16 protein-coding genes are annotated in these 22,156 nt (G+C 46.2%); 8 read left to right on the forward strand and 8 right to left on the reverse strand.

Annotation, left to right across the window (positions count from 1 at the left end; genetic code table 11):
* The first annotated feature begins 14 nt into the window (after positions 1 to 14).
* Together P6574_RS13640 and P6574_RS13645 are read left to right on the forward strand one after the other, a co-directional pair.
* Complete coding sequence (locus tag P6574_RS13640; protein ID WP_310620818.1) at positions 15 to 818, forward strand: hypothetical protein; 804 nt, start codon at positions 15 to 17, stop codon at positions 816 to 818.
* Positions 819 to 1,229: 411 nt separating this feature from the next.
* Positions 1,230 to 2,411 carry a GumC family protein gene (locus tag P6574_RS13645; protein ID WP_310620819.1) on the forward strand — a complete coding sequence of 394 codons (1,182 nt, stop codon included), beginning with the start codon at positions 1,230 to 1,232 and terminating at the stop codon, positions 2,409 to 2,411.
* Positions 2,412 to 2,449: 38 nt separating this feature from the next.
* Here the strand turns inward: P6574_RS13645 and P6574_RS13650 are convergent, their stop codons facing one another.
* From P6574_RS13650 to P6574_RS13665, 4 genes are all read right to left on the reverse strand, one after another.
* Entirely contained in the window at positions 2,450 to 4,027 is a 1,578-nt protein-coding gene (locus P6574_RS13650; RefSeq protein ID WP_310620820.1) for a sigma-54-dependent transcriptional regulator, read from the reverse strand.
* Between the two features lie 62 nt (positions 4,028 to 4,089).
* Positions 4,090 to 7,395, reverse strand: a complete 3,306-nt coding sequence (locus P6574_RS13655) for a hybrid sensor histidine kinase/response regulator (RefSeq protein ID WP_310620821.1) — start codon at positions 7,393 to 7,395, stop codon at positions 4,090 to 4,092.
* A gap of 159 nt (positions 7,396 to 7,554) precedes the next feature.
* A complete protein-coding gene (locus P6574_RS13660) occupies positions 7,555 to 9,360 on the reverse strand; it encodes a sugar transferase (RefSeq protein ID WP_310620822.1) in 1,806 nt (601 codons plus the stop codon).
* The gene (locus P6574_RS13665; protein ID WP_310620823.1) at positions 9,350 to 10,447 is read right to left on the reverse strand and encodes a glycosyltransferase; all 1,098 of its coding nucleotides are present in this window, start codon (positions 10,445 to 10,447) and stop codon (positions 9,350 to 9,352) included. The genes P6574_RS13660 and P6574_RS13665 overlap by 11 nt, the downstream gene beginning before the upstream one ends.
* A gap of 125 nt (positions 10,448 to 10,572) precedes the next feature.
* Between P6574_RS13665 and P6574_RS13670 the strand changes: the two genes are divergently transcribed.
* From P6574_RS13670 to P6574_RS13690, 5 genes are all read left to right on the forward strand, one after another.
* Positions 10,573 to 11,034, forward strand: coding sequence for an STAS domain-containing protein (locus P6574_RS13670; RefSeq protein WP_310620824.1), 462 nt, complete (start codon positions 10,573 to 10,575; stop codon positions 11,032 to 11,034).
* 66 nt (positions 11,035 to 11,100) lie between these two features.
* On the forward strand, positions 11,101 to 11,412 hold the full coding sequence (locus tag P6574_RS13675; RefSeq protein WP_310620825.1) for a hypothetical protein: 312 nt from the start codon (positions 11,101 to 11,103) through the stop codon (positions 11,410 to 11,412).
* Between the two features lie 82 nt (positions 11,413 to 11,494).
* Entirely contained in the window at positions 11,495 to 15,997 is a 4,503-nt protein-coding gene (locus P6574_RS13680; protein WP_310620826.1) for an SLBB domain-containing protein, read from the forward strand.
* Between the two features lie 33 nt (positions 15,998 to 16,030).
* Entirely contained in the window at positions 16,031 to 16,726 is a 696-nt protein-coding gene (locus tag P6574_RS13685; RefSeq protein ID WP_310620827.1) for a P-loop NTPase family protein, read from the forward strand.
* A 132-nt stretch (positions 16,727 to 16,858) separates the two neighbouring features.
* Positions 16,859 to 17,764, forward strand: coding sequence for a hypothetical protein (locus P6574_RS13690; protein WP_310620828.1), 906 nt, complete (start codon positions 16,859 to 16,861; stop codon positions 17,762 to 17,764).
* Positions 17,765 to 17,790: 26 nt separating this feature from the next.
* Here the strand turns inward: P6574_RS13690 and P6574_RS13695 are convergent, their stop codons facing one another.
* On the reverse strand, positions 17,791 to 19,257 hold the full coding sequence (locus P6574_RS13695) for an ATP-binding protein (RefSeq protein WP_310620829.1): 1,467 nt from the start codon (positions 19,255 to 19,257) through the stop codon (positions 17,791 to 17,793).
* 417 nt (positions 19,258 to 19,674) lie between these two features.
* On the opposite strand from P6574_RS13695, the gene trhA reads away from it, so the two are divergent.
* Complete coding sequence (trhA, locus tag P6574_RS13700; RefSeq protein ID WP_310620830.1) at positions 19,675 to 20,331, forward strand: PAQR family membrane homeostasis protein TrhA; 657 nt, start codon at positions 19,675 to 19,677, stop codon at positions 20,329 to 20,331.
* A 68-nt stretch (positions 20,332 to 20,399) separates the two neighbouring features.
* Here trhA and P6574_RS13705 read toward each other — a convergent pair whose 3' ends face one another.
* The 3 genes from P6574_RS13705 to P6574_RS13715 form a co-directional block, all read right to left on the reverse strand.
* Entirely contained in the window at positions 20,400 to 21,158 is a 759-nt protein-coding gene (locus P6574_RS13705; protein ID WP_310620831.1) for a L,D-transpeptidase, read from the reverse strand.
* Positions 21,159 to 21,522: 364 nt separating this feature from the next.
* A complete protein-coding gene (locus tag P6574_RS13710) occupies positions 21,523 to 21,666 on the reverse strand; it encodes a hypothetical protein (protein WP_310620832.1) in 144 nt (47 codons plus the stop codon).
* A 26-nt stretch (positions 21,667 to 21,692) separates the two neighbouring features.
* Positions 21,693 to 21,989: a DUF1330 domain-containing protein gene (locus P6574_RS13715; protein WP_310620833.1), complete on the reverse strand. Its 297-nt coding sequence runs from the start codon at positions 21,987 to 21,989 to the stop codon at positions 21,693 to 21,695.
* Positions 21,990 to 22,156 lie beyond the last annotated feature (167 nt).

Here is a 22,156-nt window from a genome sequence, read left to right on the forward strand (position 1 = left end):
TGAGATATGTAGTGATGAAGTTTGTATCATTTTTTTCTATTTTAGTTGTCTTATCTGGTTGTATTTCAAATGAACCTGATGACTTACTTCCTGAGTATTTAAGTGCCACCATTCCTAAGAACGGAAATAAACCCACCCATAATGGAAATAGTAAGATTGAAGAAATGTTATCTCAAGCTCGTTCTGAGCTGGCAGCTCCCTCTTTAACTGATACACCATCACTAACCGCAAGTAGTGATGGCTTTAAAAGCCTGACAAATAAAACTCCACCCCGACTAAGCGCTGATGAGCTATTTCGAGAGTTTCTTAGTTCTGCCCCAGCACTTCTGACCGCACATAACAATATAAACAGCCCCGCAAAAGGCTCTGAACGCCGGTTAAAAGGGCAGGTATTGAACAGAGCGGAACAGTTTGGCAGAAGCCCCGTATCAGATCAGAGATATGTCGCTTCTCGAAGAAAACTCAAAACTACTTTGGACTCGTACAAGCAGCACGCAGAAAAAACTGAACAACAAAGGCAAAAAGTCCAGAAAGGAAGTTCCTCTAAACAAATTCAGGTAACAGAGCTCGTAAGCGGCTCCCCAATTTCGCAAAATACGCAGGCATCTTTAAATAACTTGTCACAAATAGCTATATCGGAACAACGAACAATTATAATAACTATAGGTCTCTCTCAAAAAGAAAAAGCGTACGAGCGCCTGCTTCACGCTCAAAAGATCTATAAAAATATATTAACGCTCTTGCCACCGAATACTCGTACTCAATTAGAACTCTCCAAGACATTGCCTAGAGGTACCATTTTTCTTGGTTTGATATGATGCAAGAAAATCAATTAAATAGGTCTAGGATAAATTAGGAGTACGCTAAACTATAAGACATACTATTGAAATTCGTTTAATACCGTCCGATCAAGACAATTTAAACATGAGACAGCCATGATCCGTTCGCCGATTGAATTCGTAAAGATGATATTGGACGCAGCTTGGCGGCGGCGGTACACCATATGTATTCCCCTACTTGTCCTTCCACCAACAGCTTATATTGCCGCAGATTATGCCCCAAAAAAGTATCAGGCCCATATGACCTTTCTAGTTCAAGAGCCTGCAAGTCTAAATCCTTTTCTGGAAGACTTGGCAATCGGCCCTAATCTCAAGGACAGGATGCCAGCTCTTAATGCCCTTTTACATAGTGAGCACGTGCTCGGAAAAGTTCTTGAGGACGTTGGGGATGTGACCACCGACACCTCTCCGCGTGAAAAGGAGTTCAAAGTTCGAGCGTTATCAGCAGCCATTTCAGCAAGGCTTGTCGGAGCCGATCTTGTTTCACTCAATATAATAGGAAGCTCCCCAAACGGATTAGCGGCAAAACTCGAGGCTGTTAGTCAACGTTTTCTGGAACGCATGCTCTCACCAGAGCGCTCAGCAGTTGACGAAAGTGGGGCATTTTTGCAAAAGCAGTTAGATCGACAACGCAAAAATTTACAAAAGGCAGAAGACAAGCTTTCAGAATTCAAAAGTCGAAATGCGGACAACCTCCCAGCCGTCTATACAGCAAATGTCACTCGTTTAATTGGGCTTAAAGAACAGTTTGATACCAAATCAGCGGATTTAGCAAGTCTCGAAGCTTCCCTAAAGCTAATGAAGAAACGGCTGGCCAGTACAAATCCAGTTGTAGGCCAGCTCGAAGAGAAAATCGTTGAAATCACGGGTCAATTGGCGTCATTGAGAGCACGATATACCAACAATCACTCTCAAGTTCGCGCTGCCGAGCAAAGACTGCAACGACTGACTGAAGAGAGACAACTTCTCTTCAAAGAAAGCTCCGAGATTACTAACGAAGATATTGACCGTCTATGGAATATTGCAGCGGGACAAGCTGTTGGAGAAAATCAGAAGAATGTCCCTCTTTTGGTATCCCAGATGCAGGCTTTGCAGGAGATTGAGTCTAAAAGAGAAGCCCTGCAAAAGGATGTAGACCTACTTGGAAAAAACATAAACAAGCTGGAAAGTAATATTGCTCGGTTTGGCCCTATAGAAAAGGAAGTCAATCGCTTAAGCCGAAATGTGAAGCTGGCACAGCACACTTTTGAGGAAATGACCAAACGCCATGAAATGGCTCAAGTAACACAAGACCTTGGAAAGCATGAAGCGCCAGAGCGCGTCAAAATTATTGATGCTCCAGAAGACCCCAAAACCCCTGTAACACCGGGAAAGTCAGTTTACCTTATTGGGGGTATCATTGGTGCAGTCTTTTTAGGCATAGGCTTGGCGGCTTTGCTTGAATTTTTTGACCCTACTTTAAGACGAAGAGAAGAGTTTCAAAAAGCAGTCAAAAACTTACCCATCATCGCTCGTATTCCTCGAATTACTCAAAAAACACACCAGAAGGCAAAAAGGAGAAAAGCAGCGTAACCCTACTACCTGTTCCTTCTAATAATTGGGAACAAAATCTACATTTTATTTACATTCGCCGCCACTTTCTTGCGTTCTTCTTCCCACACCTGCAACCTTCTATAAATTGTTGAGGGGCTAACTTCCAAAGCTGCGGCGGCCTTAGGAATGCTCCCATTATTACTTCTAATTGCACGTTCGATAGTTAATCGTATGACTGTTTCCAACGGTAGGATATCCTCCCGCTCAGATCGAGCGTTCGGTTGCCTAACGCCGTCTTCTATATCTGCAAATTTTCGGTAGGGTTGAAGTGATAAACTGCCTTCAAAAATAGAGTGATCACACTGTGAAACAGTGGCTTCCTTTTTCGAGTATCTCTCACTTTGATAACTTTGGGTACTCCTTACATGAGAGCCACCAGCACCGTCTGTCTCTACCGGTAAATCAGTTTTCTGAGATGAAAAGAACATGTCCTCTGGCAACATATAATCATGCATGACCTCCCCGTCATTCAACACAACTGCATTCCGTATTGCATTTTGTAGCTGCCTAATATTTCCGGGCCATAAGTGCTGAGTTAACCGCCTCTTAGCTTCTTCACTGAAATCCAGAAACTTCTTTTGTTCCTCAATAGAAAATTTTCTAAGAAAGTATGCCCCAAGCAAAATCACATCACCGTGCCTTTCGCGTAAAGGAGGTAGGTTAATTGGGACAACATGCAGTCGATAATATAGATCTTCCCTGAAACGTCCCTCAGCAATTTCTATTAGGGGGTCTCTATTTGTGGCACAAACAATCCTGACATCAGCCGATCGCAGTCTGTCCTCTCCAACTCTTTGCACTTGTTTTTCTTGAAGGAAACGAAGGAGTTTGGATTGTAAACCCAAGTCCATTTCACATACTTCATCCAAAAACAACGTACCTTTATCGGCGCAAAGGGCTGCCCCTTTTCTATCCGATGAAGCGCCAGTAAAGGCTCCTTTTATGTGTCCAAAAATTTCACTTTCCAAAAGGTCTTTGGGAATGGCGGCACAGTTTATGGTAATAAATGGATGATGACTTCTTTTTGATGCTTTGTGGAGAGCTATGGCACACAGCTCTTTACCCGTACCACTTTCACCTCTTATAAAAACTGCTGCTGAACTTGGGGCTACACTTGTTAGTATTCTATAAACTTTTTGCATTTTCTCCGAGTTTCCAATTATATCGGAAAAAATACCGTCAGGTACCGTATTTTCTGCTTTAGCTTGGGCGTGTGTCAGGGAATATCTCTCAACAGCACTCTTTACAGTCGAGCGTAGTCTTTCAGCTGAAAAGGGCTTCATAATAAAATCAAAAGCACCCATTCTCATAGCTTCGACAGCCAGTTTTACAGAGGCTTGTCCTGTAACTACAATGACCTCACTATTGATATTGGAAGCTTTTACTTCCCTTAGTATATCAAGGCCATACATATCAGGTAGGTTCACATCCAGAACAATAACTTCCGGCCTTTGCGATCGTAGTTCTTCAAGGGCGAGCTGACCAGTTCCTACTGTCGAAACGGAATATCCATCTGGGAGCAGGTAGGCTTTGTAAGCCTCCAATAGGGCATAGGTATCTTCAACCAATAGAATTTTTGACCATACCTTTGCCATACAAATTACCCACGCTCACTTGACTTGGCTGTCCTAAGCCAAACAAATAATAAGTACCCACTTTATAAAGACGCGCTCTTGGTCAATGGCGGAGGTCCTCCCAAAGGCTTTTCACGAAGTTCTTGAACTGATAGCTCTGCGATTTCTAGCAGTTCATCCACCAACTTCAAGGCACTATCGAGGTCAGTTTCAACTTCCAGAGAGCTGGCCAAACAAGATGCATCAATTGCTCCAAATTGAGAGAGAAGACCAGAGAACCTATGCGCAGTTTTTTGAAGTTCATCTAACTCCCTCTTGCTGGCATTCTCTTTTATTTGGCTAAATAATTCGTCAGCATTTTCAAAAAAAGTTGAAAGTAAGGACTTAAAAACATCTTCACCTACAGCTTCAACCATTTCCTCTATAGTTTCTCGGCTAAGATATGACCTCCCATTTTCAATAGAACCACCTACTGTACTAACAAAACTACCATTGTCTTTTTCATCACCTGAGAACTCGCTATTCTTTTGAGATATTAATTGATTTTCGTCCTCCGTTGGTAAGGCAAACACATCTGGTTGTTTTGTTTTACCTCCTTGGTCCTCATGTCCGCTTTGATTATCTGGAAGTACAATACCGGATGCCATAGTGTTTAGATAATTTTCCGCACTCGCCTGACCACTCTTCTCAGAGGAGATAGCGTGAAGGAGTGTATCCAAATCACTCCAACGAATTGGTTTCGTTAGATACCCAGAAAGGCCTGCAGAAAAAGCGGCTTGTTTGTCAGAATCCATTGCCTGTGCGGATAATGCAAATACCGGAATATCACACTTTGGAGCCACCATTTTGCGGATATGACGTGTTGCAGTCATCCCGTCCATATTTGGCATTTGCATATCCATTATGATCAAGTCAAAATCTTGAGATAACATTGTGTCCACGGCCTGAGCTCCATCATCAACAGACACAACTGAATGCCCTCGTTTTTCTAGTGCGGTCTTAATAACCATTTGACTTGCTGGCGTATCTTCAGCCACCAACACCTTCAATCTACTAGATACTTCCGCATCAAGACCTTTACTTTCTCCAGTCTTACAGTCATGTTTTAAATCTGTTCCAGCCACAGAAACATGTGACGGCAGCCTACCTTCGTAGACCTTAGCGTGAATACGGAACCAGAATCTCGACCCGAAGCTCTCAACACTGCTAAAGCCAATGTCCCCATCCATTAAATCCACTAGTCGTTTACAGATAGAAAGCCCCAAGCCAGATCCGGAAGCGCTTTCAGCATTGTCAGTGGCTTTTCTCTCAAAAGGTTTAAAGATGTTCTTTTGAGCTTCCAGTGAAATACCCTGCCCAGTATCTGTAATAGTAAAACATAACTCCACAGTTTTTTCTGACGAACCAACTACCTCTATTTGAAGATGGACACTTCCTCTACTTGTATATTTCACTGCATTACTCATTAAATTGAGCAGTATCTGATATATTCGATCAGAATCCGAAATTATATTTTCAGGAGTACCTTTAAAGATGTCTACACTGATTTCGAGGGGCTTGGAACCAGCAATGACTTTCACGACATCAACGCAACTGTCTATCATCCTGACCAAATTGAATGGCTTAGCCTCTAGCTTGATTTTACCAGATTCCAACTTAGAAAAATCCAGAATATCACTAATCAAAGATAGTAGTCTTTGAGAGGCTTCTTCAATCCCAATAATAAACTGACGGTTTTCACCTTTGAGGTCACCTCCTAGCAGAAGCCCAGCAAAACCAATAATCGCATTCATTGGAGTACGAATTTCATGGGACATGACCGCCAGAAACTCAGACTTTGCACGGCTGGCAGCTTGGGCTTCTTCTGCAAGATCCCTCAAACGAAGAGCTTGCTCTTCAAGTGTACTATTGGCTTCCTGTATATCTAGAGCTTGTCTTTTGGCCTCCGATATATCAGTTAGAATACTGACCGTACCAGCGTTGCGGGTAGATTTTGAAGAAACCAGAAGCCAACGCCCGTCAATGGTTTGCTCCTCATATCGCACCATTGAAGAAGGATCATTTTCTTTCTCCTTTCGCCTAACCAAACGAGAGGAAACAAAGTCATCTTCATCTAACCCTTCCGTATTGAAAGTTCCACTAAGGTACATATAGCGGAGAACCTGCTCATAGCTAATTCCCGTAGATATATTATCTCTAAGCTGCTGGAAAAGCCCTTTAAATCTGCTGTTACATAAAACCAGCTTATCTTCTTCATCGAAAAGAACAAAACACTCATTTAAGCTTTCTACGGCACCAAAAAGGGTTTCTCTCGCTTTTTCCGCCTGTTCAGCAAGCGTTGTCAGATCAACTGCCTGTGCTTCAAGAATGGATTGAGCTTCTTGTAAAGCCGCTTCCCGTTTTTTTAGCTGACTAATATCGGTTTGAATGCTAACTGTACGACCATCTTCCGTTCTCCGGTCTGAAACTTTAATCCACCGGCCATCAGATAATCGGGTTTCATAGGATGAGGATTTATTTTTTCTTTCAGCAAGCCTTCTTGTCAACCAGCTCTCTGTTCTATCCTCTTCCAGCAGGAACTCACCATTTTCCAACCCATACCTTAAGCAACTTATGAAGTTAGACCCCGGAGCCATAACCTGCGACATGACAGGGTGATCATTCAAAAAACGTTGATTGCACAAAATGATGTCATCTTCTTCATCACACAGGAGAAACCCCTCATTTAAGCTCTCGACAGCATCAACCAGTTGTTGCCGGGCCTCATCCGTATTCTTTTGTGCGTCCAGAGTTTCCCTCAAAAGTCGCAGAGTTCGTACCTCTGAATAGACAAGGGAAATCATCAGTCCCAAAAGGGAAACCATGCCCAGCGCCCCAAAGAGAAAAACTCGGTTGAGCAGGGATTCAAGGTTGTCCCTGACACGCAATCGACTTTCGGTGTCCTGCCTTAAACTTGCGAGAGTGATGCTTCTAAGCTTTTCCTCAAAGGGATCGAAAAGACTGCGGATTTCTTTGTAAGCTTTCTTATTTTCTGGGGTTACCTGCTTCACAAGAGGTTCTGCCTGAGCAATGGCCTTACTCAAACCATCCACGGTTCCAGAAAATCCAGTTTCCTCTTGCTCTGCACTTTGATCATGACTTTTCTTGAACAGGTTCACTCTACTCCACAAAACATCAAAGCGGAGAGTGACGCTATTGCGACTAACGTTGTCAACTTGCATCATATAGGCATCTAAGGCATTCAAAAAACGATTAAATTCAATCTCTGTCTGTGCAGAGGACCAAACTCTATTGTCCGAAACTGACTGCCTGAGTTTGGCTTCATTATCTGCATATCTTAAAGCCGAAATCGCAGCGAGAGATATCAAAAGGATAAACAGGACAAACAAGACTAGTATTGCCGCACGGGATCGGAGAGAAAATTGCCGTACCATCAAAGCTTAACTCCTTGAATACCTCGAGCAGTGCTTGGCAGGAACCAAGCGAGAAACCGGCAGTTATAACTCAAGTTAACTTCAGGCTACTAAACAAAACCGGCGGTAGCCGCTTTACTGTCCTTTTCCTGTAACCATAACAATTACTGTTCTCAAAATTATTGAGAGGTCTGTCTTGAACCAATCTACCGGCTTTACCAAACGCATTGCATAGACGTGATCATGCATAACCTTTGACCGAACATCCTCGATATCTTCATCATACCCCTGCTCAACCTGGGCTAGCCCTGTAATTCCCGGCCTAAGCCCGTAAGTTCGCTCAATATAAAAGGGTATTTCATCTTCCAGTTTTTCGAAGAATGCCGGACGTTCCGGTCTAGGGCCAACAATTGACATATCTCCCAGCAGAACATTGAGACATTGCGGCAGTTCATCAATGCGGGTTTTCCTCATAAACCGTCCAAAACGTGTGGCCCGAGGATCATTCTTTTTTGCCCATTGTGCTCCACTTTTTTCGGCATCGACATGCATGGTTCTAAACTTCTTCAAGAGAAAGAGTTTAGTCTCCGTAGGAGTTCTTTCGCCAACACGAAATTGCCGGTAAATTATGGGGCCTGGGGAGTCCAGTTTGATTATTATGGCAATTGGAACGTAAAGTATGATCATTACAACAAATGCTGCTGTGCCACACGTAACGTCCAAAGCACGTTTTCCAAACCGGGAGAGAGGGTGAATGTAGTCAGGCTCGCCCGAGTTATCAGCGGCGCGCCGCCATGGCCCCTGCCTGCCCAAAAAAAGACGAATAATCCCTAAAAGAGATGCTGTCTGACCTCCAATAGCATAACCGACTACAGATAAAGGTTTCAGAAGTTTGGGAGGCTTTTGATGTGTAAAAGCTTCATAGGTATTAACAGCCAAACTACTTACCACTGCAAGAGTGACGGCCATTGCAAACGGATTTCCCTGAAACGCCCAAAACACACAGGCAATAATAAACATGATAAGGAGTATGGGAACAAAGGCCCTAAGTCCTTTTCCCGAAAGGAAAATAAGCGCCATATAAGGGTTCGTTGGTTTGGCCAGCTTCCAAAGCCATACGACCTGCTGCAGATTACCCGCACCTATCCTCATCCTGCGACGAAGATCCGTTCCTCTACTTGCTTTTTCTGTTTCTATGGCCTGAATGTCCGTATCGTAGACAGACCGGTAGCCTTGTTCGACGATCCGCATAGGAATAATAACATCATCGTTGATTGTCTCTATTGGAAGAGTATCCCAAAGCGACCTTCTAAAAGCATAGAATGCACCATGGGCACCAAAGGGAGATGCAAGAGCCCCTTCAGCCTCCTTGACCCAAGTCTGATAGGCCCAGTAACTCAGCTCACCTGTATCACCCGATTGCAATTTGTAGGTGCCGCATACAACCCCTACTCCAGTCTTAGAAAAGTTATCGGCAACCCGCCAGAGCGCCTCTTTATTAACCGTTGCAGATACATCGGTTAAAATGACAATTTCCGCCGAACTATTGGGCACGGCTTCATTAAGAACTGCTATTTTTCCGCGATTAAGATGGCGGTGGACAAAGTTAAACCTCTTCCGATCCAGAACTTTTTCATCCAAAGTCGCTAATGCCACTTCATAGGTATTGTCCGTGCAGCCATCAAAAATAAACGTATATTTTATCTTTTCTGCGGGATACTCCAACTCATTACAATTTAAAAGTTTTTCCTCAATATCTGCGGCCTCATTATAAGCGGGAATAATGACTTCAATACTTGGTGCCTCGGTAATTGACAGGTGCTTGGGGGATGAGTGTGCTTTTGGCTTTTTATTCGCCAAGTGCTTGAGTATCCAAGGATACGCTAGGCCATGATAGGCCAACAACGCACCTGAGGAGATGGCAAAAAACTCAGGCCCCATACTCTACTCCATTTGATAGCTTTTCATAGGCGTTTAGCGTCGTCTTCCAAGAAAACTCTCGTTCAACGAACTGTCTCGGGCTGATACTTGAAGGATTTGCCAAGCATTCAGTGAGAGCATCAGCTAGTGCCTCCGGATTATCTGGAGGCACTAACCTACCGGTTTCATTACATAACCCATCACAGTTCGCCCCAACATCTGTGGCAACAACCGGAATACTCGCGGATTGCGCCTCTATAATTGACAGAGGCAGTCCCTCATTACGGGATGGTAGGGCAAAAACATCAAAGGCAGGATAAAGAGTTTCGATTTCAGAAAGATTTCCTAGAAAATAAACTCGATCCTCAAGGCCCTCATCTATTGTTAGTTGTTTTAGCTCCCGTTTTTGCGTTCCATCTCCTGCTACAGCAATACAGACTTTTTCAGGGAGATACCCCAACGCCTTGATGAGGATATCAAAGCCCTTCACGTTCTCCAGGCGACCTACACCTCCGATCACGACCATATTCTTTGGCAACCCAAATTTTGAACGAGCATCCTCTGAACTTCTTGGAATAAACTTGGACGTATCGACACCGTTGGGAATAACGGCAATTTCTTTGTTGCCTGTAATTTCTGAGACCTTCTTGGCCACAGACCGGCTGACTGCCATCAAGTGAGGTTTAGTCAATTGGCAAGTCATGACTGTTAGGAATCTTTGCCTGCTATCATCCAAGTGCCAAGCATCATGCTCAATGTGTGCAACTATCGGCACCCTTGCCAAGCGCGCAGCAGTCGTTCCGTACAAAAGTGGCCCAATATGATGGGTAACGACGAGATTAGGGGCAAGTTCCTTCAGTTTCTTCCGTAATCGAAATATCAATGCCGGATCAAGCCCACCTTTTTTATCAAAGGAGTAGAAGTTACCATCTAAAAGGTTTTGGTGAAGGCTTGTCTCTCCATTATTTGAGGCTGTCTTTTGAATTTCCGGAGTTTCCAAGGAAAAAATGTATACAGGCTCCCTGCACTCATCCGCCAACCGGCGTACAAGAAGTTCTATTCCGCCAGGGGCCATTTTTTGCACAATGTGAATGGTCGGCTTTTGCATTCCAGTTGATATGCCCGCAGTTCCACTAGGGTTGTCACCGTCCTGACAAAGGACTTTGTTTTCTTTGAGGGTATACGCAACCTATGTGCCACTAACGCAGCTTTAACAGCTCTGGATTTATTGGAATGGACCATCAAAATCTTTGCAATTTGCGAAAACTTCTTTGCGTTTCTGGCAAAGGCATATCCTCTAACCTCAAAAAGCAAGAGGTGAAGAAGGCACGTGACTTGCTTCATAATCAGAACTCGACTCATCCTGTCCATACTGGATGGAAGGTGGCAGCTCTGGAGATTTTAAGTATGGCGACTCTGATGCAAATGCCGAAAGATATGGATGCGGCAGAAATGGATCGTCTTCGGGCCCAATTTGATGACTTTGCTCAGTCCCGTGAAGACGTAGAACTGGATTTGGCGGAAACCACGTTTATAGATTCATCTGGCATCGGAGCAATTGTCTTCCTGTACAAAAGATTAAGCGTAACGGGAAAGAAGCTGAAACTTATAAATGTTTCAGGACAACCATTCAAATTGCTGAAGCACCTAAAAATGACTGATATTATTTCAAGCGAGGGCGGCGCTGCCGCGTAAAAAACATTCATGAGAGGGATTTATTTTCCTTTCAGCTCCCTGTGTGTTTTAGGGCTCTGTTACATTTTGAGTAGCTGTACATGGTGGCCAGACCATGGGACCGGAGGCGCTGCAGAACGTTATCCTTCGGACCAAAGGGCTGTACGCGCATTCGAAGTCATGCTTGCAGATCTGGAACGCAGGGGCGCAGAGCAAGTCGCCCCTGCGGCATTAGAAGAAACCCGCCTAACACTTATTAGAGTAAAGAGAGAAGCCGCAGGCGGACTTGGCTATGATGCCGAAGAAGACATGGCAGAGTTATGGTTCAGGATCCAGTCACTTGAGGATAAGCTCAACCGAGCGCACTCACTAAATAAGGGTGCGACAAGTGGGCCATAGAATAATAATAGGAAAACACACTTCTCCGAGCATTCAGTTGGGGTGGTTGCTCTGCATAATCCTACTGTATTTGTTTCTCTTTATGCAAAGCGGACATGCGCAAGTCCTCTCCCCCATAAGTAAACCTTCCCAAAGAAGTGTCATTTTTCCAGAAGAACGTGCGCTCCTGCTTTCACAGACAGCAACCTCTCAACCCACAACAGTTTCAAGCCCAGCAGTCAATCCAGCTCCGAGTACTCCTTCAAGCCCGGACGACAGGAAATTGCAATTTGGTGATGAAGTGAAAGTCACTATGCCCGGAGAAGATGGGTTTGAAAACCCGTTTCCGATTGATCAGCATGGCAACATAGAGCTGCCGGAAGTTGGTTCGGTCAACCTGATCGGCTTAACTCAGGAAGAAGCTCAAAACAAAGTGAGAGAGGTCCTCTCGCAAGCATTCAGAAATCTAGACCGCCTAGAGGTCTCTCTTGGGCGAAGGCAGCTGCTCATTACTGTTTTAGGTTATGTGATCAATCCTGGACAAGTCATTCTTCCTGAAAATGCCAATGTACAAACTGCAGTGACAGAAGCTGGTGGTATTCGACAAGGCGCCCAGTTGGATGCCTTTCAGTTACGCCGGGACGACAAAGTCATTCGTTTTGACTTTAAAAGGTATCTTGATACTGGTGACCCTAAGGCTCTGCCAGAACTGCAATCATTGGACACACTTTTTATCCCAGCCTCTCCGCTCATTGGCAATGTTGAGGTAAACTTTGATGGCCGTTGGCTCGCGGAAGCTGGGGACGGAGGAGATGAAGTCGCCTCGATCAGGGTGCTAGGGGAAGTCAATAACCCTGCAAGCTTTGCCTATAAAGATGACTCTAACATCATAGATTTCATAATGCGTGCAGGAGGTGTGACCAGATACGCCAGCGTGGAGCAAATTCGTATAATCAACAAAGGGGACCCAGTTCTTTTCAACCTACAAATGTATCTTGACACGGGCAATCCTGACCTCCTTGTGAAACTGGAACCCGGGGCAACGATTTACGTACCTACACAAAAAGACGAGATCCAGGCGGGCAAGAGTACAATTTACATTATGGGCGAAGTCGCAAAACCCGGAGCCTATGAAGGAAGAGAGGATGCAACCTTTATTGATATTATCGGGAATGCTGGAGGTCCTACGCGATTTGCCGACACTCTCAACATTCGACTGATTAAAGCCGATGGAACGGTCGAGATGATTAATCTCGCCGCTTATACGGAAGGGAAGGTCGGTAAACTACCGCAAATTGCAGGCGGTGATGCTATTTTTGTTCCGGAAAAGCTTCAGAACAATGAGCCAAACTGGTTACGTATCCCCCCTGACAAGGCAGTCGAAATTATCGGCGCAGTCGCAAAGCCTGGCCGCTATGAATGGTCGGACGAAATGAATCTTTTCAATCTGCTTGCCCACGCGGGAGGTCCCACAAGTGCAGCGGATACCAGCAATATTCAGATCTTGCTGAAAGAAGGCGATTGGGCAAAGTCCGTTCGCTTCAATTTAAAAGGTTTTCTTGAAAATGGCGGGAGCATGTCCGAGGTTCCAAGGCTTCGTGCTGGAGCAGTTGTTCTTTTGCCGGACAAAGGAGCGCAAGAGACAACTGCAGATACAATTTCTGTTACGCTTTTGGGTTACGTACAAAAACCCGGCGTTTACAACCTTCCTTCCACCACCAATGTCCAGCTAGCAGTCACAGAGGCAAGTGGATTGAGACAAGGTGCTCAGCTAGATTCTTTTCAGCTAATTCGAGACGGGAAAAGCCGGACGTTCAGTTACAAACGCTATCTGGATACCGGAGACCTTAAGCAACTGCCAGAACTGCAAGATGGTGACGAGCTTTTTATTCCTGCTTCTACGGTCCTTGGGAATGTTGAAGTCAATTTTGATGGTCGGACCCTGATGGAGCAAGGAGATGGCGCAGATGCGAGCACCGCGATTTCTGTTTTCGGCGAGGTCAATACGCCCGCCCGCTATGCCTTTGAAGAAGGCCAAAGTGTAATTGATTATCTCATGCGGGCCGGAGGGCTGACCCGCTATGCAGGCCTTCAGCAAATAAAAGTAATCAATGGAGGGACGCCAGAGCAGTTTAATTTAGAGCATTATCTGGAGACTGCGAATGAAGGTTCCTTGATTAAGGTGGAACCGGGGGCAACCATATTTGTACCTCAGCAAGTAGATGATATCCGCGCTGGCAGCAATACGGTCTATGTCATGGGAGAAGTGGCAAAACCGGGAGCCTTTGAAAGCCGCGCAAATGCTAGTTTTATTGAGATTATTGCAAACTCCGGCGGCCCTACCCGCTATGCAGATACCAGCCAGATACGTCTCATCCGCGGAGATGGAACAGTTGAGACAGTCAATCTGCTCGCCTATACAGAGCAGAGGATTTCGACATTACCAGAAGTGGACCCTGGGGATGCCATTTTTGTTCCCGAAAAAACAGAAATAGAGGAGCCTTCCTGGCTGCGGGTTCCACCAGAGCGTTCAATAGAAATTATTGGAGCCGTCATAAAACCGGGCCGTTATGACTGGTCGGACGAGATGACAATTTTCGACTTGATCGGTGAAGCCGGGGGGCCGAGCGGAACTGCCGATACTTCACAAATCCAGATACTTGACAGAACAAACAATAACGCTGTTGCGACCAGATTTGACCTTAAGAAGTTCATGTCTCAGGGCGGACGTTTGGCAGCTGTGCCAAAGTTGAGTGCAAACACAACAATATTTATACCAAATAAGGTTGAAGACGAGGATGATGAAGATACCCTGAACATCAAAGTGCTCGGCTTTGTGAATAATCCGGGCTTATATCAGGTTCCGGAGAGCACCAATGTTCAACTGGCAATCGCTCAGGCAGATGGACTCCGCTTAGGTGCCCAATTGGATATACTACAGATTAGAAGGAAAGGAAAAACTAGAGTTTTCAACTACCGTGAGTATCTGGACACAGGGGACGAGGTATATCTTCCGCAACTACAAGATGGTGATGAAATATTTGTTCCCTCCTCCACGCTCCTTGGTAATATTGAAGTCAATGTAAACGAGAAGGATCTCATCGAAAAAGGAAACAAAGATTCTGTGAAGGTCTTCGGAGAGGTTCAAAGCCCCGCACCTTTTCCCTATCAAGATGACCTGACAATTCTTGATTTTATCATGCTGGCGGGTGGTATTTCCAAAGATGCGGACATTCAGGAAATTCGGGTTATCAATGACACAATTCCGATAATATTTGATCTGCAAAGGTATCTGGATACTGCCAACCCTGATGATTTGGTCAAAATCGGCCCAGGGGCCACCATTTTTATTCCTCCAATTTCGGACAACGTCAAATCAGGTGACAACTTTGTCTACATTGTAGGAGAGGTCGCGCAACCTGGAGCCTTGGAGACGAAGCCCGAGACATCCTTCATGGAAATTCTGGCGACTGCAGGAGGCCCAACCCGATTTGCGGACACACGTCAAGTGAAAGTGCTGCGCGAAAATGGCGATGTAGAGGTCATCGATCTGCTGACATATACCGAAGGTGGGGACGTTGTCCTTCCAGAGATCGAGAGTGGGGACACGATTTTCATTCCCGAAAAAACCGAGGTCAACGAAGTATCCTGGCTAAAAATTCCACCAGAACGAGCTATTGAAATTATTGGGGCAGTTTACAAACCCGGGCGCTATGAATGGTCCAGCGAGATGACCTTCATTGACTTGTTTGCGGAAGCCGGCGGGCCAACGGCTACCGCCGATATTTCTAGTGTTAATGTTATTTACCAACGTGGAGACCGAGCAGTTTCTATCAAGTTCGATATCGACAAATTCATTCGCGAAGGAGGAGATTTATCACAACTTCCCAAATTGGAGGCGGGTGCTCTTATCGTCGTCTCAGAGCTTCCAACGGACCCCACGGACCAACGCGCCATCTGGTTACGCCAAGCATCAGAAGATTCCATTTATATTATGGGAGCAGTGGGAGCTCCCGGCCGTTACGCTTTTAACAGCGATATGCATTTTCTTGATATCGTTTCAGCTGCCAATGGCCCAACGGTCTCCGCAGATATGAGAAACATTCGTGTTACACATAGAGGAGAGTACGGTTCTCGGGTAAGTAAAGTTAATTTGGCATTGTACTTTGAAACCGGAGATGACTCTATTCTTCCACGTGTTAAGAATGGAGATGTCATCTATATTCCAGATCAAGACAGGGAATGGCTCGACCTCTCCAAGGAGAAGTCCGTTCGTGTTCTGGGAGCTGTGGCAAAGCCCGGACGTTACGAATTTAGTGATTCCATGACCATACTAGACCTTCTGGCTGAAGCCGGCGGGCCAACCAGCAATGCGCTTGTAGAGAAAATACTAGTTGTAAACTTGTCGTGCTGCCGTGATCAGGCTCAGCTTTTTGACCTACTGGACTTTGCTAAGCGCGGAGATATGAAGGATTTACCTGTGGTGCGCGAGGGCGATACTGTCTATGTTCCGGATATCTCCAGAAGCAATTGGAGACAAATCTTTGACAAGTTTCAGGATATAGTAGCAGCTATTAGTGTATATGCACTGTTCAGTGCCATATAAGGCCCGAACCAGCTGAAAAGGTATCCCTTGTAGATGCTTGCTCCCTCCTCCCTAGAAATAGAACGTATTTTTGCCGCAAGCTTAGGGAACGGAATACGCACAGTCGGGTTTGCTGCGCCTCAATGGGATAGCGGGACAACAAGCCTTGCAAAGGCCCTTGCGTCACGCTCTGCCCTTGCTGGCAGAAAAACACTATATTTGGACCTCTCAGGCCCAATCATTGACGATACAAAGAGTATTGTAACCGGGTGGCAACCTCACTTGATGGGGCCGGGGCAAGCGATAGAAACCAATCCAAAGACACCATATGACCAGCTTGTTCTTAGAGCCAATGAAGCAGACGCCTTGGCTATTCGCGACGCTGACAAACTAACGGCCGCATTGAATAGTGATCTTGTTCGTTACCGCTCCATCATCGTAGATCTGCCTCCCATTCCCAAATCCGACCCGGCGGCCCTTCCCTCCACCATTGGGGCAGCAGCCTGCGATGGAGTTTTCCTGCTAAGTATGGTTGGAGGCGTGACAAGCGAAAATGTAATGCTTGGGCATGAAGCCATTGAGGCAAGTGGGGCAACGCCACTTGGGTTGATATTGAATGACCGTGATTACCCAACTCTTGGTCAGGAAATGGCAAGAGAAGCCTTGCGGCTACGCAAAGTATTCCCACGGCTTGCAAACGGCTTGGCGCGGCGCGCATTGAACTCCAGATTTTTGAACTCGCGCCTGTGAACCACTCACTTTTGCTCGTCTCTTTCTCTTGATCTACTTCCCACACCTAGACTAGTTTACCTATAAAACACCGCTCAGGAATGATGCCAGCCACCGCCAGCGATATCATGAGCCCTTGTTGTCAGGCAATGTATGGATCAATCCACTTTACAAATGAATGGAATAAAAGCTCTTTCCAGCTCTGCCCCTCCGACGGAGTCGGGCATCCATGCCCAGTTCCTTCATCTGGGTACCGGCGCTGCTGATAGCTTCTTTCCGCTTTTGGAATCCAGAGGCTTAAGGCCCGCATTGGCAAATGTGGTTCAGGCTGAGCTGCGCGACTTTTCAGGGTTTGCTGAGAACCTCAAAACATGGGCGGCACCAGGTATCAACTACTTCAAAAGTGAACGCGGGGCCCCGACTACAAAAGTCGCGGCGTCGCAGGTTCTCAAGTTTCTGGCGCAATCCGTGTTTAACAGGCTCTCAACCACTTACCTTTTGACAGGAAGAGCCGCTCGTTTAGAGGAATTACGCTTTCTGCCACGCGGAGACAGTCCTTGGGTGGAGCTTTACCTTGATCCCAGAATTGCCGAAGAGGACTTTCAGCTGGACCCTGCAAATGGTCCTTCCGAATTGTTCGAATTGGCAATCACAATTGAAGAACTGGTTGAGGCAACCTATGCAAGTCTGGGACGTAGACAAATACCGCCCTCAGTGTTCTATTCCAGCATCGCAATAGGATTAAGTACGCCTTTCCTGACCATGCGCCGGCACGGTGTCGCACCGCAGTCCGTTGCGCCGCTCATGCGATTGTTTCTCACCAGTTTTGGTAAGAAGATTAACAGTGGGCTTGTCTGGAAGCAGCGGGCCGTTGAAGGTTGCACTGAAATAGCACCAAGGCGGAAAGCTTGCTGCCTGAAATACGTCCTCAACAACAAACCACATCTATGCTCCACGTGTTCGCGCCACAATGAAACATTGTTTTTCGAGCAAGTTGCTCAAATTGGCGGACATGATCAGAGCCCGCAGCAATCACATCTGGAAATAACGAATTTCTAATACTCACCCAAGAAGTAGTGAAAGCCTCAGCCTAGACGGGCTGCAGTTTGTGTTCCCAAATCTGGCAAGGTTACAATCCTGTTTCCTCTCAAATCACTGGCGCATATTATGAACCCTTGCTCCTCCATGTGGGTAAGCAGCCATCTGGCCCTACCAGGTGAACGGGTTCCATAGGCTTTTGCGATATCCATATCTGACGGGCAGGTCAGCCCTGACATGGCTGCTTTGGCCAGCAACAAAAAGACGCCGCGCATTTCCTCTGGAAGTTGCGAGGCAACCAGCTCAGCACGGCTCCAGTCATCCGGCTGAACCTCTGTTTTATCAACACCGGCCCTTGCCATAGATAAACGTTTGCGGAACTGTACAAGATCCGGCGCCTTCAAACGCTTGATCCGGCAGCGGACCTGAAAATCCTGATAGAGCTGGGAAACCGGTTGGAAAGCAGCTTCCGGCTCTTCCATCATTGCAGTGATAATTTCATCAACCTGCTGGCTTTGGTCTTCCAGTTCAAACAAGTCTTCGGGCTCTTCAACCTCCTGTGCCTGTGTCTCCAAGCGCGTTGCGGCTGCTTGAGTGAGTTGTTCCATGACTTCTTTGGCACTGGGAGCTGCAACACGGTTATTGTTGAGCACTGGATCGTTATCTGAAGGTGTAAAAATTAGCTCAGCTGCGGTTTCTCCGCCTTGGTTCGGCAGTGGCATCAGTTTAGGAGACCCACCGCGCCCTGCTGTCTCCACAGCGCCAATCTCAATTCTTAGGGGACGACGAGACATCGCGGGGCCCAGCGCTATAAACTGGCCTCTATTCAAGTTACGAAATTGCTCCGCCTGCCGGCGTTCCATGCCCAGAAGATCGGCGGCGCGCTGCATATCAATATCTAGAAAAGTTCGTCCCATGAGAAAGTTGGAAGCTTCTGCAGCAACGTTTTTAGCCAGTTTTGCAAGACGCTGTGTGGCAATGATGCCAGCAAGGCCGCGTTTACGACCACGGCACATCAAGTTGGTCATGGCCATCAAAGCAAGCCTGCGGGCTTCCTCTCCAAAATCACCAGAAGCAGAAGGGGCAAACATTTGCGCTTCATCCACGACGACCAGAACGGGGTACCAATATTGGCGATCTACATCAAACAAGCCATTTAAAAACGCAGCAGCGGCTTTTAGCTGGCGATCGGGCTCCAGACTATCAAGATTAAGAACAACAGAAATCCTGTGCTGGCGTACACGAGCTGCAATCATTGTCAGCTCGCGGTCTGTCATTGTGGCATCAATAACCACATGGCCGAACTTATCGGAAACAGTGACGAAATCACCTTCAGGATCAATGATTACCTGCTGAACCCAAGCTGCGCTTTGTTCCATAAGCCTACGAAGAAGGTGTGATTTACCAGAGCCGGAGTTCCCCTGCACCAACAAACGGGTTGCCAGAAGCTCTTCCAGATCGATAGCAACGGGCTTTCCTAGATGACCTACACCCATGTCGATGCTAACTGTCATTCACACTCTCTTCAAGTCTTGCGAAACCACATAGAACGACCAAGCCACACCAAAGATGTGTTGGGCCAAGCAGTCATGCAAATATGCTGGTTGATAGGGAGGCTCTTTTTTGGAAATTCTACGCCAAATGTCAATGAAATTCGAAGAGATATAAAGGAGTAAAACTGCGGACTTAAACAGGTTGAAGGCTTTGAATTCAAAGGTCTATTGCAACTCATTCCACAAATCCCCAGAGTTTTATAATGGCACCACTTCTCGAGAAGATCACAATTTATTCATGAATTTCCTAGGCTTACAGACATACGGGAATAACCGGTCCATTTTTTTCGCGCGCCCTACCTTTTTTACAGTTGCGCGCCACAATACTTTCAAGTCAATGTGCAAATTAGGAAGAGATTTAATTTAAGAAGGGATGTCATGAGCGACACCTTTAGGGCTCAAACCCGTAATGAGATCATCGTAGATGGGGTAATTCACGTTTTGGGAATTGCTTTCGGGTCGGGCGCAACAACTGCTCTTGTGATTTTGCTCTGGGCTGCCAATGACCCGGCACGCAAAGCAACACTATTCATTTATGCAGGTTGCTTAATGACCATGCTTATTTGTTCGGCAACCTATAATATGCTGGCAAAACAAAATCGTGTCGGCATACTCAGGCGTTTAGACCACTCAGCTATTTTCTTAATGATTGCAGGTACATATACACCGTTGTGTCTTATGGTACTAGGTGGATGGACAGGTACAATCTTACTCTCTATCGTGTGGGCAGGAGCCATTGCCGGAGCAACCATCAAGATACTGGGCCTCACTCAGTTTAAACGCTTCACGGTTCCCATCTACCTCGCACTTGGTTGGGCTGCCGTCTTTGCCATTGTGCCACTCTACAATCAGTCTTCCATTGCTGGTTTTGTCTTTATAGCGATCGGCGGAGCGCTCTACACCTTTGGCACGTTGTTCTATATTTGGAAAAATCTCCCGTTCCAGAATGCTATCTGGCATGGGTTTGTGCTGACTGCAGCCGTGTGCCATTTTGTGGCTATCGTTATTGATGTTGCTGCACCTAGCATCACCTAGCGTTCCTGCAAATAGCAGAGGGGCATTTATGTGCCCCCTCTAACTCTGTTACTCTTGTCTACCTTTGCCTATACCTTCTCGGTATCCTGCGTTTTCCCGATCACAACAACTCTGGTGTATCGAGGAACTCTTTTATATAAATCAATCACATCCTGATGCCACATGCGGATACAGCCTGACGAGACGCTGCGGCCAATGCTGTTTGGATTGTTGGTGCCATGTATGCGGTAGAGAGTGTCTTCGTTTCCCTGCCAGAGATACATAGCCCGCGCTCCCAGTGGGTTTTTAGGGCCACCGGGCATACCGTTTTGCCAATAACGCTGTAAATGAGGCTTGCGCTTGATCATTTCCTGTGGAGGGCGCCAGAATGGCCATTCCGCTTTAGCGCGGATGATGGCCTTGCCATTCCACGCATACCCGGCCTTTCCAACACCGATTCCATAGCGCAAAGCTTTTCGACTGTTTAACGTCCAGTACAGGTGGTGCGCATAGGGGTCGACAACGATTGTACCGGGACTATAGGAGTTCGGATAGTCGGCAACCTGCCGTAAGTAATTATGATCAAAGCGCTTATAGCGAACAGCAGGTATATTGAAGTCGCCATCACTTGTCGCTGCATACATGGCTTCATAGTCAGGCTTGGGTTCAGGAAGCGGTGGCTCACCAGGAAGCCCGATCGTTTGGCAGCCGACAACGAAGGCCAAAGACCCAACGACAAAGCCGCGTCGACAAACATGAGGTCCACCTTGACCCAAATCCAGTATATTATTACCTGGATACTTACGAGTTTCTGATGGGGGATAACTTTTATTTAAAAATTTAAACACAGGGCAGCCCAAGAATCGGAATATCCTAGTATAACTACCCAATATCCCTACTCAGTTTAACCCGCGATTTTCCTTTTTCTTGAGTTTTCCAATCGATAAATATCCCCCGTCCTGCACATTAGCGTACACTTGGAAGCAAAAAATAAACGCTCTGGATCGAAGGTGCTTTGCGTAACTGTAAGAGTTTGAATTACTGGATAAAATACCTACAAAAGGACAAAAAGAACCCATTGTCTGAAAAAGTGTTCATTTGTACGCTCAAAGTACTCTCACCGACCGCTTCTGCTCTCAAGGGAAAGAACCTGTTGTTCTCATCGGGTTTGCAGACCAGAAACGAGTGGCTAGGGACTAGCTTTTAGGTACTTTAGCGATTGGAAATCGTATAGGTTTTTAAAGTCCGCTCAACAGTGATCATAGCATACCCGCGAAATTTTCCCGTCATGAAAACGATATCCGGCTCAATGCTGTCCATTGCCTCAATAACCATCCTGATACACTTGAAGAGCACTCAAAACTTCTCTTTCATCAAGTCCCTTAAGCAACCTCCCCTTCGACTAGAAAGTGAAAGTTCTTCGAACCAGCCGTACGCCTTTGCAAGTGTGGTGTGTATTCGGGGTCACTCATAAAGTTGAGAGCAGCCTGCTTTGTCGGCCATTCAATAATAATCCAAAGAGCGGCATCTCGCTTTTCACCTTCAATTTGTTCGTGTGCGGCTGTTCGCGCCAGAAATTTGCCGCCATGCTTTGCAACAAGCATAGTAGCCGGCCCAACATAACTGTCGATCCAGTCTTCTTTTGTAGGCGTCACTGCAACTATTGAATAACAGGTCATACTCGGTTCTCCTGCCTATAATTGCTCTATGGGCTATCAATCTATCTTGGCCAACACCCGTTTCAGACTTTGTTACTTCATGTGCAACTGTCGGACAATTCGGGATTCCCGTAGATAGATTTGGGTAACTCTCCCCCAAATTAACCCTGCGGAATATAATCATACTA

Source organism: Pseudovibrio sp. M1P-2-3 (genome assembly GCF_031501865.1).
GTDB lineage: Bacteria > Pseudomonadota > Alphaproteobacteria > Rhizobiales > Stappiaceae > Pseudovibrio > Pseudovibrio corallicola.

Excerpts from the sequence above, each read along its gene's own strand:
- P6574_RS13640 (WP_310620818.1), top strand. The coding sequence starts at position 15 with ATGAAGTTTGTATCATTTTTTTCTATTTTAGTTGTCTTATCTGGTTGT.
- P6574_RS13650 (WP_310620820.1), bottom strand. The coding sequence starts at position 4,027 with ATGGCAAAGGTATGGTCAAAAATTCTATTGGTTGAAGATACCTATGCC.
- P6574_RS13660 (WP_310620822.1), bottom strand. The coding sequence starts at position 9,360 with ATGGGGCCTGAGTTTTTTGCCATCTCCTCAGGTGCGTTGTTGGCCTAT.
- P6574_RS13665 (WP_310620823.1), bottom strand. The coding sequence starts at position 10,447 with ATGCAAAAGCCGACCATTCACATTGTGCAAAAAATGGCCCCTGGCGGA.
- P6574_RS13670 (WP_310620824.1), top strand. The coding sequence starts at position 10,573 with ATGGACCATCAAAATCTTTGCAATTTGCGAAAACTTCTTTGCGTTTCT.
- P6574_RS13680 (WP_310620826.1), top strand. The coding sequence starts at position 11,495 with ATGCAAAGCGGACATGCGCAAGTCCTCTCCCCCATAAGTAAACCTTCC.
- P6574_RS13685 (WP_310620827.1), top strand. The coding sequence starts at position 16,031 with ATGCTTGCTCCCTCCTCCCTAGAAATAGAACGTATTTTTGCCGCAAGC.
- P6574_RS13690 (WP_310620828.1), top strand. The coding sequence starts at position 16,859 with ATGGATCAATCCACTTTACAAATGAATGGAATAAAAGCTCTTTCCAGC.
- P6574_RS13695 (WP_310620829.1), bottom strand. The coding sequence starts at position 19,257 with ATGACAGTTAGCATCGACATGGGTGTAGGTCATCTAGGAAAGCCCGTT.
- trhA (WP_310620830.1), top strand. The coding sequence starts at position 19,675 with ATGAGCGACACCTTTAGGGCTCAAACCCGTAATGAGATCATCGTAGAT.
- P6574_RS13715 (WP_310620833.1), bottom strand. The coding sequence starts at position 21,989 with ATGACCTGTTATTCAATAGTTGCAGTGACGCCTACAAAAGAAGACTGG.